The following is a 12969-nucleotide window of genomic DNA, read 5'->3' as shown; positions in this document are numbered from 1 at the left end:
CAGCCACGCTTACACTGTGACATATGACGTCGATCCGTCACAATGACCGCGTGCTGGACGCGGCCCGCGCCTGCGTCCTGGCCTACGGGGTGCGCAGGACGACGCTCACGGACGTGGCGCGGCGGGCCGGCGTGTCCCGGATGACGCTCTACCGCCGCTGGCCCGACGTGCGGACGCTGGTCACGGACCTGATGACCCGGGAATGGGTACGGGTGTTCGCGGAGCTGGACATGTCAGACCCGGTGCGAGCCGTCGTGTCCGGGGTACGGGGACTGCGCGGGCATCCCCTGTGGCGGAAGATCGTGGAGGCGGATCCGGAGTTGCTCCTGCCCTACCTGCTCGACCGGCGCGGGGCGAGCCAGGAGTCCGTCCTGTCGTTGCTCGAGCCGGTCGTCGGCGACCCGCGCAAGGCCAGGGCGGTGCTGCTGGTGGCCCAGTCGTTCCTGCTGTCCGCGCCGACCATGCTCGACCCGGTGACCCTGGACGAGCTCGACGCCGAGCTCGCGGCCCTGCTGGAGGCCTACCTTGGATAGCTCGCTGAACGCCCGCAGAAGAGCCCGCGAGTTGCGCCGCGTCGCGGAGGAGCGGGTGGACGTGCTGGTCGTGGGGCTCGGCGCGACGGGGGCGGGGGCCGCGCTGGAGGCCGCGTCCCGGGGGCTCAGCGTAGCGGCCGTCGACGCCCACGACCTGGCTTTCGGGACCTCCAGGTGGAGCTCCAAGATGATCCACGGCGGGCTGCGCTATCTGGCCAGGGGACAGGTGGGCGTCGCCTACGAGAGCGCGGTCGAGCGCGGCGTCCTCCTCCGCACGACGGCTCCGCACCTGGTCAAGGCGCACCCGTACGTGCTGCCGCTGACCGCGGAGGTCTCGCGGCGGCGGGCGGCGGCGGTGATGGCCGGCCACCGGCTCGGCGACGGGCTGCGCGCCGCCGCCCGCACGCCGCGCCGCCTGCTGCCCGGCCCCACCCGCCTGACCGCGGCCCGCACCCGCACGCTGGCGCCGGTGCTGGCCGCGGACGGCCTGCGCGGCGCGCTCCTGTCGTGGGACGGCCGCCTGCTCGACGACGCCCGCCTGGTGGTGGCCCTGGCCAGGACCGCCGCCGCGCACGGGGCCCGCGTGCTGACCCGCTGCCGCGCCCTGCGGCTCGCGGACGACGGCGCGCTCGTACGCGACGAGCTGACGGGCGAGGAGTTCACCCTGCGGGCCAAGGCCGTGATCAACGCGACCGGGGTGTGGGCCGCCACGCTGGATCCCCAGGTGAAGCTGCGCCCGTCCCGGGGCACCCACCTCGTGCTGGCCCCCGGCACGCTCCCCGGGCTGATCGCCGGGCTGCACCTGCCCATTCCCGGAGAGACCAACCGATTCGCGCTCGTTCTGCCGCAGCGCGACGGCCGCATCCACGTCGGCCTCACGGACGAACCGGTGGACGGGCCGGTGCCCGACGTCCCCGAGGCACCCGAGGAGGACGTCAGAGCCCTCCTGGAGGTGTTGAACGGGGTTCTTGAGGTCCATGTGACCAGGGAGGCCGTTGCGGGCGCGTACGCGGGTCTCAGGCCCCTTCTGGCGGCAGACGGCGTGACGGCCGACCTGTCCCGGCGGCACGCGGTGCTCTCGGACGGCGGGATCGTCACGGTGGTGGGGGGCAAGTTGACGACATATCGGCGCATGGCCGAGGACGCGGTGGATCGGGCCGTCTCGTCCCGGAACCTCCGAGCGGGGCGCAGCCGTACGCGGAAGCTCCCGCTCGTCGGCGCGGGCCCGCACCCGGACGGGGTGCCCGCGCGCCTGGCCGAGCGCTACGGCAGCGAGGCCAGGGCCGTGCACGCCCTCGTCAAGGAGCACCCGGAGGAGGCCGGGCTCGGCATCACCCAGGGCGAGCTGCTCTGGTCGGTCCTGCACGAGGGCGCGCTCGACGAGGGCGACCTGCTGGACAGGCGCACCAGGATCGGCCTGGTACGGCGGGACCGGGACGCCGCGCTGCCCGCGGCCCGCGACGCGCTGAGCCACGCGACCCGCACCTGACCACCCGAGCCAGATCCCCAAGCCCGACTCACCGTGGCCACCAACCCGGCGGCCCCACCCTGAGCGCCGGAACCCAGCGACCGGCCGTCAACACCAAGCCGACCGACCCACCCCGACCACCCGAACCCGACCGACCCGCCCCGAGCACCCGAACCCGGCCCCGACGCACCCAGACCTGGCCGGATCCGCAGCGGTTCGCCCTGACTCAGGGCCCTCGGTGGCTCGTCTTGGCTCAGGGCCCTCGGCGGCACGCCCCGGCCCAGGGTCCGCACTTCGCTCCCTGGACCCCCGTCCCGCATCGGGCGCAACAATCCATTAGGTTAGTCTTACCTAATTCGTTGCAGGGGTTCGTCGCGGGGGAAGGGGCGGGGCGTTGGCGAGGGGCTGCGAGCATCCGATCGGCTGCCACACCGGCGCGCTGCCGACGCACGCCAGCGCCACCGTGGGAGCCAAGCTCTGGCTGCTCATCGAACACACCGGCCCGTGGCCCTCACATCTGGAAAGCTTCGAACTTCCTGAAAAAATCTCAGAACTCGTCCGCCGGGCGCTAGAACGCGGTATCCGCCCCCAGCTCATCCGCCGTCCAGGAAGGCGGACCCGCCCGCGAGAGCAGGGAATCCATGTGCTAGTCGCGTACGCGATCGGGGAACGCCCCTGGATGGCGGGAGGCGTCATCGCAGGTCCTGACGATCTTGACCTGGACGCGCTGGTGGCCGGAGTGGTCCCGGAGTCCTGCATACTTGAAGACGAGCCGGTATTTCTGGTCTGCACGCACGCCAAGCGCAATGCGTGCTGCGCCCGCATTGGACTACCCCTCGCCCGGTCCCTGGCCGAAAACCTGTCGGACAGGGTGTGGGAAACGTCACACGTTGGCGGCGATCGCTACGCCGCCAACCTGGTGTGCTTGCCACACGGAATTTTCTACGGCAGCATGTCTCAGGCTGCTGCACTGGCAGCGGCTAACGCGTACCGGTCGGGCGAGATCATTCTCGACCGCTACCGGGGACGCGCAGGCATCCCTGAGCCATTGCAGGCCGTGGAGCACTTCGCCCGAATCCATACGGGAGAGCGCTCCGTCGGCGCGGTGGCCGTGGAATCCTTCAGGTCGGACGGTGACGTCACCAAAGCCATTGCGCGCTGCGGCGGCGTCCGGTTCCAGGTTGTGGTTGAGCCATCGGCGCTCACAGCGCCGTGTGGTACGGCTTGCGCCGAGACGATCACCACCTACCGGCTGGTTTCGCTGGACAGGCTCGCGCCTGTACGGTACGCCACGCCCGCCCTCACCTGAGCCAGGGAACATCACGGCCCAACCCTGCGTTGGAACAGTGACGCCATAAGCGTCCAATGCGGCTCAATTACCGAAATACCTCTCACGAAGGTGGTTTTCTCATGTCTCAGGTACGTCGGCAGCTCGCCCGCCCGCGCCCCAGCTGGGGTTGGCAGGATGATGCCGCGTGCCGGGGTGAGGACCTCGTGCTCTTCTTCGGCCCCGATGGGGAGCGGCAGCCCGAGCGTGACGTACGTGAGCGGAAGGCCAAGGCGATCTGCGCCCAGTGCCCTGTCCGCAACGAGTGCCTTGACTACGCGCTGTCCCGGCCCGAGAAGTACGGCACGTGGGGCGGTCTCAACGAAGACGAGCGCGCTTCCGAGCGTCGCCGTCGTATGCGCCGCGCGGCCAGCGCCGGCATCTCCGCCGCCTGACACACCCGGCAGCGTCACCAGCATCGCGTGATCAAGCAGTTGTCCTGATGAACCGGAGCCTGGCCAGCCACGCCGAGGCTCCGGCGAACCCGGTCGGGACAACTGCCTGATCAGGCACCTCACCTCCGCACGGCTCAAGGCGTCGTCGCGCCCGCGCGACGCCGATCCGGCGCGGGGGAAACAACCCCGGTTATACCCACCCCAACTACCCAGCCAAACCCACAGCGGTCCCCCGAACCCATCGGTCCCGCGACCACCACCCGCCGCCCGCGGCCCTGTCGCCGCCGTCGGCCTTGCGCGTGGCGCCGACCTGCCATTCGGCTCCTGTCATCCCCCAACGGATCGGAATGCGTCGGGATGACGCGGCAACCACCCATTCGCCGTTCCAGTGCCGCCGTATGCGCTGGGCAGCACGCGGGCTGCCGCACGAGCGCTCACCGTCACGCCACCGCACAGGCAGCCGCTATGCCGAAGACAAGCCGCCCCGATCCCTGATCGAGGCGGCTGGCACATGTATGCGAAAAGTCCGACTTATCCCGCAACACCGGCGCGGGCGCGGTGACAGCGGCGACAGCGCCACGTACGCGGTGGAGCGCGAGGTGGCGGACATCGCGGCGCTGATCGAGCACGCGAGCGGGCGGACGAGCGCGCTCGGCCACTCGTCGCTGGCGATTCTGGCGCTGGAGCCGCTCGCCGGGCCCGCCGATCGACCGCGTCGCCGTATACGAGCCCCCTACGTCGTGGGCGACGATCGGCCGCGGCGCCCGGGAGCCGACCTGGCCGACCGCGCGGCCCGGCCCGGCGGGGCTGCCGCAGGTGCTTCGATGGCCGGGACTCGCTCAGACGATGAGGTCGTCGAACTCGCCGTCCTTCGCCCCGAGGACGAACGCGGTGATCTCGGCCTGCGTGTAGACCAGCGCGGGACCTTCGGGAAAACGCGAGTTGCGCATGGCGATCTCCCCCGTGGGCAGGCTCGCGACCTCGACGCAATTGCCGTTGGGGTTGCTCCGCCTGCTCTTGCGCCAGACGACGGAAAGGCGGCCGGCGGACGTTCCGTTCAGGAACTCAGGCATGGGGGCAGCTCCTCACGATCTTACGGATGCACGTGCATCCGCGTTTGCGAGCTGACAATACGGCAGCGCGTTGATCTCCATATACCGGACAACCAAAAAATCCCTCTATGGAGTGGATCACAGGGAGATGTCGGCGCTCATCGGGAAATGAGGCGTTCCAGGAAGAGTCTGGTCCGCTTGGGCTCTTCGGCCTGGATGCTCAGCCGGTCCATCACTTCCATGTAGTGATCCGAATCGGCGGGTTTGTCCAGGTAGAGGGCGCTGGTGAGCTGCTCCATGTAGACCACGTCGGGCAGCTCGCGCTCAGGGAAGCGCAGGATGCTGAAGGGGCCCCCGGCCGCCGCGTGGCCGCCCCGGTCGAACGGCATGAGCTGGACGGTGACGTTGGGCTCGGCCGTGACGTCGAGCAGGTGGGCGATCTGCGCGCGCATGGTCTCGGCGCTGCCGAGCGTACGTCGCACGACGGCCTCGTCGATCACCGCCCAGATGGTGAGCCCGCTCTCCAGCCGCCGCTGCCGCGTGGTGCGCAGCGCCACCCGCCGGTCGAGCTCCGACTTGGTGGCCTTCTCGTGTGCCAGTGCGATGACGGCCCTGGCGTAGTCGGCGGTCTGGAGCAGGCCGGGCACGAACTGGTTCTCATACGTACGGATGCTCGAGGCGGCGCCCTCCAGGCCGATGTAGACCTCGAACCAGTTCGGCAGCACGTCGCCGTACTTGTGCCACCAGCCGGGGGCGTTGGCCTGCTTGGCCAGGGCGAGCAGGGGCTCGCGCTCGCCGGGGTCGGTGACGCCGTAGAGGGTCAGCAGATCGGCCACGTCGCGGTGCTTGAAGCTGACCTGGCCGAGCTCCAGCCGGCTGATCTTGGCGTGAGATGCGCGAATCGAGTATCCGGCGTCCTCCCGCGAGATACCCTTCTCGGTACGCAGCCTGCGCAGTTGGGTCCCGAGCAGGATCCGCAGCACCGTCGGACTTCCCGGCGAATGGCTGAGAAGCCGTCCCTCCGCGCTCTCTGCGCTCACTCCACCGCTCCTAGGTCATCTGCACGTGCAGATGCGATTCGCATCCGTAAACCACGAAAAGTCTTGCATCGGTAAGCACTCCCCGTAAAGATGGGCATTGGATCACCAGACCGCGCTTCGGGGGCCAGAATGACGACTTTCGACGCTCGGCCGCAAGCCGCCATCGGTTCCCGGCCACCAGGATGGCTTACGTCCGTTCTGGTCGACGGTCATGCCGGTGATTGTGACGCGATGTTCCCCTTCCATCAACGGACCTCGCTCGAACCCGCCTGTGTGGCGTTGGCCCGGCGGTTCGTCGACCAGACGCTGTCCACGTGGGGCGTGATCGAGGTGGCCTTCGACGCCCAGCTCGTGGTGTCGGAGCTGGTGACCAACGCCATGCGGCACGGTGGAGGGGCGGTGCAGCTCCGGTTATTGACGCACGGGACGGAGCTGGCCTGCGTGGTGACCGATCACAGCCACACTGTGCCGGTGGCGGCGACGCCTGACGTGTTCTCGGAGTTCGGGCGGGGGCTGCGGCTGGTGGACGCGTTGTGCACGAAGTGGGGCTGGCTCTCCTCCGGTGGCAGCCGAAAGCTCGTCTGGGCCGTCCTCGCCTCCTGACTCACCACCCCGGCACTCCCTCAACTCGTCCACCAGCCGCCCCGCCCGATTCCGCTCCCTCGATCCCTCCGTCCGACCGGCTCGACCTCCCCGGCCGATCAGGCTCGCGGTCATTTCCTGCCGAGCAGGTCCAGCACGTCGGCGTCGCTGAGCTGGTCGAAGTGCACGTACCACTGGCCCACCGCCCTGAAGTCGAGCGGCATCAGCAGGACGACCACCTCGTCGGCCTCCTTCTGCAGCGATTTGACCGTCTCGCGGGCCCCGACGGGCACGGCCAGCGTCAGTTTGCCGGGCTTGGCCGCGCTGACCGCCCTAAGTGCTGCCCGCGCGGTGCCGCCGGTGGCCAGGCCGTCGTCCACCACGATCACTTCCCGGCCCTTGAGCGGGGGCAATGGGCGATCGCCCCGATAGGCCCGTACTCTGCGGGCCAGCTCCCGCCGCTCCTGCTCGACCACGCCGGCCACGGACTCGGGCGTCAGCCTGAGCCGCTGCAGCAACCCCATGTCGAACACCGGCTCGCCGCCCTCGGCCACCGCGCCGACGCCCAGCTCGGGCGCCGGCGGGTAGCCGATCTTCCTGGTCACCAGCACGTCGAGCTCGGCGCCGAGCGCGCGCGCGATGGGTACGGCCACCTCCACGCCGCCGCGAGGCAAGGCCAGCACGATGGGGTCGTGCGCGTCCCGCAGCCGCTCGGCGAGCCGTGCCCCGGCCTCGGCCCGGTCTGCGAAAAGCTCCATGCCGATGCCCTACCCGCTGACGCCCGCTCCTCGCCTCCCCCACCCCGCCATTCCGCCATGCCCACAACCCCGAACTCGTCACCCAACACACCCGGGCACCCGCACCCCGGGCACCGCTCCCGCGACCGCGGCCCCAGGAGCCACAGCCAAGGACCGAGGTCAGGCGCGCCAGTCAGGGGGGTGGTCAAGGGGTGCGGTCAGGGGCGGCGGTCAAGGGGTGCGGTCAAGGGGTGCGGTCAAGGGCGGTTGCGGCCTGAGCGGCGCATCTCCTTGGTGATGATCCGCCACTTGTTCTGCTGCTCCTTGCGCAGCCGGGCGTCCGTGCGGGAGGCCATCCAGGCGGCCTCCCGCTGGAGCTTGCGCCAGCTTTCCAGGCGCCGCTCCGGCAGCTCCCCGCTCTCCAGGGCCGCGAGCACCGCGCAGCCGGGCTCGCCCGAGTGGCCGCAGTCGCCGAACCTGCAGTGCTCCGCCAGCTCCTCGATGTCGGCGAAGACCCGGTCGACGCCCTCCCCGATGTCATACAGGCCGATCCTGCGGATGCCCGGCGTGTCGATGACCAGCCCGCCCCCGGGCAGCGGGATCAGCTCCCGGTGCACGGTGGTGTGCCGGCCGCGCCCGTCCACGGCGCGTACCTGCTGGGTCTCCATGACCTCGGCCCCCGCCAGCGCGTTGACCAGGGTGGACTTGCCGGCGCCGGACGCGCCCAGGATGACGGCCGTACGGGAGCCCTCCAGGTAGGCGCGCACCAGCGCGACCCCGTACCCGTGCTGCGAGGAGACGGCGTGCACGTCCACGCCGGGCGCGGCCACCCGCACGTCGGCGAGCAACTGGTCGAGGCCGTCCTCGAACAGGTCGGACTTGGTGACGAGCACGACGGGCGTGCCGCCGGACTCCCAGGCCAGGGCGACCAGGCGTTCGATGCGGCTGAGGTCGGCGAAGTCGGTGGAGTGCATGGACGGCTCGGCCACGAAGACGATGTCCACGTTGGCCGCGAGCACCTGCCCCTGGCCGTCGCCGGACAGGCCGCCCACCGAGTCGCGGCTCACGCCGCCCCGGACGAACGCGGTCGTCCGCGGCAGGACCTCGTCGAGCTCGTAGCGGCCCTCGGGAAGCAGCCGAAGCGCGACCCAGTCGCCGACGCACGGCAGCGCGATCGGGTCGGCGGCCGCCGCGCGGCGTACGCGGGCTCCGTACTTGACGTGGAACTGACCGTCCGCCGCGATCACCTCGGCCGCGCCGCGGTCGACGCGGGCCACGCGGCCGGGGACGGTGTCAGCGGGCAGCTCGGCGGCACGGAGGTCGTTCCAGCCGAACAGCGAAAGATCGTGAGACAACGTGATCAAACCTTTGGTGTCGAAGAGGCGGAACCGGGCGGGGTCAGATGAGCGCCCGGAGGTGGACGGACGGCATGCCGAAACCGATTGCCCGCATGGTCCTCACCTCCTCGATCAGTTGCCGGTGTGACTCTACGCACCCTGTCCGCATGGACGCAATCACATTTACTTCCGCGGTTTGTTGAACCGTGCCAGGGCAACCGCCCGTACCACCTCCCGACGGACGCGAGAAAGGGGAATGATGCGAGTCAGCACGTATCCCCCGCCCTCGGCCGAGGGAACCGCCCCGATGGGCAAGCCGCGCTTACGACACTGGATCCGGCGGGTGCGGCCGGATGACGAGGTGGTCGTGTCCGCGCTCTACCGGGAATATCACAGGCCGCTTCTGGCCTTCGTGATCAGATTGACGGCGGGCGATCGGCAGTGGGCGGAAGACGTGGTGCAGGAGACCATGATTCGTGCCTGGCGCAGTGTGGAGCGACTCGACCCAGATTCGGTGTCGCTGATGCCCTGGCTCGCCACGGTCGCCAGACGTATCGTGATCGATGACCGGCGGCGCCGGGAGGCCCGGCCGCTGGAGTCGGGCGACGGGCCACTGGAGAGCATGCCAGTGCCGGACGAGATGGAGGGCCTCCTGCACCAGGTGGTCGTGTCAGAGGCGCTGAAGGCGTTGTCCCCGGCTCACCGCGAGATCCTCAACGAGACGATCCTGCGGGATCGGTCGGTCAACGACGCCGCCGAGGCTCTCGGCATCCCGGTGGGCACCGTGAAGTCCCGGGTCTACTACGCGGTCCGCGCGCTGCGGCTCGCCCTGGAGGAGAGGGGGGTGACGGCGTGACTTCGAGAGTCGAGCACACGGACGTGGGCGCCTACGCATTGGGCCTGCTGGAAGCGGACGACAGGGTGGCTTTCGAGGCCCATCTCCTGATCTGCCCCTCCTGCCGGGCCGAGCTGGACGATCTGGCCGGCGTGGCGAGCGTGCTGCACGGGATCGCACCCGTCGAGGAGCCCGACCCCCCTACGCCTGAGGGGCAGGACGACGTGATCGACCTGCTCCGGCGCAGGAAGGCGGCCGATCGGCGGACACGCAGGGGGACGTTCGTGATCGGGATGGCGGCGGCGGTCACGCTGGTGGCCGGCGGGCTGACGATCGGCACGCAACTGGACGCGGACGGCACGCCGCAGGTTGCGCAGGAGCACTCCGGCCACATGGGCCCGGCCGAGCAGTTCTACGCCGACGGCAAGCCGATCGACGGCAAGGGCGCCGCCGGGGTGACCGGCGGGCTGGTGGTGGAGTCCAAGGGGTGGGGCACGCACGCCGCCCTCAAGCTGGCCGGGGTACAGGGCCCGCTGGAGTGCGAGCTGGTCTCCGTGGCCAAGTCGGGAGAGCGCCGGGTGATGACCGGGTGGTCCGTACCTCCAGCCGGGTACGGAGTTCCGGGATCGCCTGATCCGCTCTACATGCACGGCGGCAGCGCCACGCCGTTGCCGGACATCGACCATTTCGAGGTGGTCACCTCGGCAGGTGACACGTTGCTCACCGTCGAGCTCTGATCACGGGTTCACAAGCCCTCCCGCCGCTGGTGGGAGGGCTTGAAGCTCCACATGTCACGGACGGGTGGTGTGACCCTGGCCCCGCCGTGCATATGGAGCTTAGAGTCCCGGGGCGGGGAACTGGGCGGTGAGGTCGCTCACCTCGTGATGAACTCGGGTGATCACGTCGTCGGCGTCGCCCTTGGCCAGTGCCGTGACGACCTCGTCCATCCAGGCGCCGATCTGCCGCATCTCCGTCTCCCCCATCCCGCGCGAGGTCACCGACGGCGTGCCGATGCGGATGCCCGACGGGTCGAACGGCTTGCGGGTGTCGAACGGCACCGTGTTGTAGTTGGTCTCCAGCCCCGCCCGGTCGAGCGCCTGCGCGGCCGGCTTGCCGCCGATGCCCTTGGGCGTGAGGTCGAGCAGGATCAGGTGGTTGTCGGTGCCGCCGGAGACCAGGTCGAACCCGCGTGAGGCCAGCTCGTCGGCCAGCGCCTTGGCGTTGGCGACGACCTGGTGGGCGTAGTCGCGGAAGGACGGCTGGGCCGCCTCGTGCAGGGCTACGGCGATGGCGGCGGTGGTGTGGTTGTGCGGGCCGCCCTGGAGGCCGGGGAAGACGGCCTTGTTGAGCGCCGTGGCGTGCTCGTCACTGGTGGCCATGAGCATGGCGCCGCGCGGGCCGCGCAGGGTCTTGTGCGTGGTCGTGGAGATCACGTCGGCATGGCCCACCGGGGACGGGTGCGCGCCGCCCGCGACCAGGCCCGCGATGTGGGCGATGTCGGCCGCGAGCACGGCGCCGACCTCGCGGGCGATCGAGGCGAAGCCCTCGAAGTCGATGGTCCGCGGGATCGCGGTGCCGCCGCAGAAGATCAGCTTCGGCCGGTGCTCCAGCGCGAGCTGACGGACCTCGTCGAGGTCGATGCGGCCGGTGTCCTTGCGCACGCCGTAGCGGACCGGGTTGAACCACTTGCCGGTGGCCGAGACCGACCAGCCGTGGGTGAGGTGGCCGCCGAACGGCAGGCCCATGCCCAGCACGGTGTCGCCGGGCTGCAGGAACGCCATGTAGACCGCGAGGTTGGCGGGCGAGCCGGAGTAGGGCTGGACGTTGGCGTGGGCGACCCCGAACAGGGCCTTGGCCCGCTCGATGGCCACGGTCTCGATCTGGTCGATGACCTGCTGGCCCTCGTAGTAGCGCTTGCCCGCGTAGCCCTCGGAGTATTTGTTCGTCAGGACGGTGCCGGTGGCCTCCAGCACGGCCTTGGACACGTAGTTCTCGGACGCGATCAGCTTGACGGTGTCGGCCTGACGCCGCTCTTCCGCCTTGATGAGCTCGGCGATCTGCGGGTCGACGCTAGCGAGAGAACTCATGATTCTCCTGTCATCGGTGACAATGCGCGAAGACCCAGGCGCACGGCCTCCGCTCCCTTCGCTCCCTGGTGGTTGATCCCACCGAATGCGCCAGTCGCGTCTCGCCCTAGACGATAGCGGATGCCGCAGGCCCTCAGCTCGTCGTGATCAGCGGGTTCGCGTCCCGCCCGGGCGGCCGCTACTGGTTGCGCCCCTCGCCCGGCCAGAGCCGGTCCACCTCGGCGTTCAGGATGGCGCCGATCAGCACGGCCAGCGCGGTGATGTAGAGCCAGAGCAGCAACGCGATGGGCGCGGCCAGCGAGCCGTAGACCGAGACGGGCGAGAACCACGCCGCCAGCACGGCGCGCAGCACCGCCGCGCACACGATCCACAGGAACAGCGCCAGGATCGCCCCCGGCAGCTCCCGATACCACTTGGTGCGCACCGGCACGCTGACGTGGTAGAGGACCGTCAGGAACAGCACCGAGCCGATGATCACGACCGGCCAGTAGAGGACGTCCACGAGCACGCCGTATTCGCCGGGCAGGGTGTCCTTGAGCAGCGTCGGCCCGATGACCAGGATCGGCATGACGATGATCCCGATGATCAGGCCCACGACGTAGAGTCCGAACGACATCAGCCGAGTACGGATGATGCCCCGCTCCTCCCCCAGCCCGTAGGCGACGGAGATGAGGTCCACGTAGACATACAGGGCGCGGGAGCCGGACCACAGCGACAGCAGGAAGCCCAGCGAGATGATCGACACCTTGCCCGCGTCGTCGCTGAGCACGTCGGTGATGAGCGGGTTGATCACCTTGTTGACGGCGTCGTCGGTGAACAGCAGCCCGGCCTGCTCGATCACCCACGTCTTGACCTGCAGGACCACGGTGGCCCCGATCCAGGTGCCGAGCTTGCCCAGCACCCCGATCAGGCCCAGCACGAACGGCGGCAGGGACAGCAGCGCGAAGAACGCCGCCTCACCCGCCAGGCCGGTGACCCGGTAGGTCACGCCGGCGTTCGTGGCCGCGCGAACGGTCGCCCACGACCTGGTGTCGAGCACCCAGCTCAGCCTGGCCCGGGCGTTGGAAACGAGCCGGCCCTTGGGCCGAGAAGGCGCGTCGGTCGACGTCATGGCACCCAACGGTATTCCGCAGTGACTCTTCCGGACAGCTTACGTCCCTGGTCCTGCCCTAGTCGTTGGTCACAATGCGCGCGCCCAGCGGAAGCAGGGAAACGGGGATGAGTTTCAGGTTGGCCACGCCCATCGGGATGCCGATGATCGACAGGAAGAGCGGGATCGAGGTCACCACGTGCCCGATCGCCAGCCAGACGCCCGCTACGACGCACCAGATGATGTTTCCGAGCAGTGAGAACACACCCGCGTCCGGGTCGCGCACGACGGTCCTGCCGAACGGCCACAGGGCATAGGCGGCGATTCTGAACGAGGCGATGCCGAACGGGATCGTGACGATGAGGATGCAGCAGATGATCCCGGCCAGCGAGTATCCGATGGCCAGCCAGATCCCCGCGAACACCAGCCATATGACGTTCAGGATTGTGCGCATGCTCACAGCATGTCAGCGGGCGTGCGGCCCGC

The 12969-nt window shown here is 69.8% G+C and carries 14 protein-coding genes and 1 pseudogene; 8 read left to right on the top strand and 7 right to left on the bottom strand.

Going from position 1 to position 12969, the window contains the following annotated elements:
* Nucleotides 1-23: 23 nt before the first annotated feature.
* The 5 genes and pseudogenes from ABGB18_RS09995 to ABGB18_RS09975 all read left to right on the top strand — a co-directional run.
* The gene (locus tag ABGB18_RS09995; protein WP_347695120.1) at nucleotides 24-533 is read left to right on the top strand and encodes a helix-turn-helix domain-containing protein; all 510 of its coding nucleotides are present in this window, start codon (nucleotides 24-26) and stop codon (nucleotides 531-533) included.
* Nucleotides 526-2022 (top strand): glycerol-3-phosphate dehydrogenase/oxidase, encoded by a 1497-nt coding sequence (locus ABGB18_RS09990; RefSeq protein ID WP_347695119.1) that lies wholly within the window; start codon nucleotides 526-528, stop codon nucleotides 2020-2022. Before ABGB18_RS09995 ends, ABGB18_RS09990 begins: the two co-directional genes overlap by 8 nt.
* Before the next feature lie 373 nt (nucleotides 2023-2395).
* Nucleotides 2396-3310: a sucrase ferredoxin gene (locus ABGB18_RS09985; RefSeq protein ID WP_347695118.1), complete on the top strand. Its 915-nt coding sequence runs from the start codon at nucleotides 2396-2398 to the stop codon at nucleotides 3308-3310.
* A gap of 101 nt (nucleotides 3311-3411) precedes the next feature.
* On the top strand, nucleotides 3412-3723 hold the full coding sequence (locus tag ABGB18_RS09980; RefSeq protein WP_080036407.1) for a WhiB family transcriptional regulator: 312 nt from the start codon (nucleotides 3412-3414) through the stop codon (nucleotides 3721-3723).
* A 545-nt stretch (nucleotides 3724-4268) separates the two neighbouring features.
* Nucleotides 4269-4409: pseudogene (locus tag ABGB18_RS09975) on the top strand (alpha/beta hydrolase); the annotation flags it as partial.
* Between the two features lie 153 nt (nucleotides 4410-4562).
* Here ABGB18_RS09975 and ABGB18_RS09970 read toward each other — a convergent pair.
* Both ABGB18_RS09970 and ABGB18_RS09965 read right to left on the bottom strand, forming a co-directional pair.
* Nucleotides 4563-4796, bottom strand: a complete 234-nt coding sequence (locus ABGB18_RS09970) for a DUF397 domain-containing protein (RefSeq protein ID WP_347695117.1) — start codon at nucleotides 4794-4796, stop codon at nucleotides 4563-4565.
* A 137-nt stretch (nucleotides 4797-4933) separates the two neighbouring features.
* Nucleotides 4934-5815, bottom strand: coding sequence for a helix-turn-helix transcriptional regulator (locus tag ABGB18_RS09965; RefSeq protein WP_347695116.1), 882 nt, complete (start codon nucleotides 5813-5815; stop codon nucleotides 4934-4936).
* Between the two features lie 231 nt (nucleotides 5816-6046).
* Between ABGB18_RS09965 and ABGB18_RS09960 the strand changes: the two genes are divergently transcribed.
* Complete coding sequence (locus ABGB18_RS09960; RefSeq protein WP_347695115.1) at nucleotides 6047-6418, top strand: ATP-binding protein; 372 nt, start codon at nucleotides 6047-6049, stop codon at nucleotides 6416-6418.
* 110 nt (nucleotides 6419-6528) lie between these two features.
* Here the strand turns inward: ABGB18_RS09960 and ABGB18_RS09955 are convergent, their stop codons facing one another.
* The gene (locus ABGB18_RS09955; RefSeq protein ID WP_347695114.1) at nucleotides 6529-7155 is read right to left on the bottom strand and encodes a phosphoribosyltransferase; all 627 of its coding nucleotides are present in this window, start codon (nucleotides 7153-7155) and stop codon (nucleotides 6529-6531) included.
* Between the two features lie 236 nt (nucleotides 7156-7391).
* Entirely contained in the window at nucleotides 7392-8489 is a 1098-nt protein-coding gene (rsgA, locus tag ABGB18_RS09950; RefSeq protein WP_347695113.1) for a ribosome small subunit-dependent GTPase A, read from the bottom strand.
* 289 nt (nucleotides 8490-8778) lie between these two features.
* Between rsgA and ABGB18_RS09945 the strand changes: the two genes are divergently transcribed.
* Together ABGB18_RS09945 and ABGB18_RS09940 are read left to right on the top strand one after the other, a co-directional pair.
* Nucleotides 8779-9327 (top strand): sigma-70 family RNA polymerase sigma factor, encoded by a 549-nt coding sequence (locus tag ABGB18_RS09945; RefSeq protein ID WP_347695112.1) that lies wholly within the window; start codon nucleotides 8779-8781, stop codon nucleotides 9325-9327.
* Nucleotides 9324-10043, top strand: a complete 720-nt coding sequence (locus ABGB18_RS09940; RefSeq protein ID WP_347695111.1) for a zf-HC2 domain-containing protein — start codon at nucleotides 9324-9326, stop codon at nucleotides 10041-10043. The genes ABGB18_RS09945 and ABGB18_RS09940 overlap by 4 nt, the downstream gene beginning before the upstream one ends.
* Before the next feature lie 99 nt (nucleotides 10044-10142).
* On the opposite strand, the gene glyA is transcribed toward ABGB18_RS09940, so the two are convergent.
* The 3 genes from glyA to ABGB18_RS09925 all read right to left on the bottom strand — a co-directional run bounded on the left by glyA (nucleotide 10143) and on the right by ABGB18_RS09925 (nucleotide 12937).
* Entirely contained in the window at nucleotides 10143-11393 is a 1251-nt protein-coding gene (glyA, locus tag ABGB18_RS09935) for a serine hydroxymethyltransferase (RefSeq protein ID WP_347695110.1), read from the bottom strand.
* A gap of 178 nt (nucleotides 11394-11571) precedes the next feature.
* Nucleotides 11572-12504, bottom strand: coding sequence for a YihY/virulence factor BrkB family protein (locus ABGB18_RS09930; protein WP_347695109.1), 933 nt, complete (start codon nucleotides 12502-12504; stop codon nucleotides 11572-11574).
* 58 nt (nucleotides 12505-12562) lie between these two features.
* Nucleotides 12563-12937 (bottom strand): YccF domain-containing protein, encoded by a 375-nt coding sequence (locus ABGB18_RS09925; protein ID WP_347695108.1) that lies wholly within the window; start codon nucleotides 12935-12937, stop codon nucleotides 12563-12565.
* Nucleotides 12938-12969: the final 32 nt, after the last annotated feature.

Origin of the sequence: Nonomuraea sp. B12E4 (genome assembly GCF_039871825.1) — a bacterium.
In the GTDB taxonomy this organism is placed as follows: domain Bacteria; phylum Actinomycetota; class Actinomycetes; order Streptosporangiales; family Streptosporangiaceae; genus Nonomuraea.
Note: the sequence above shows the minus strand (reverse complement) of the source record. Positions and strands in the feature narration are given on the sequence as shown.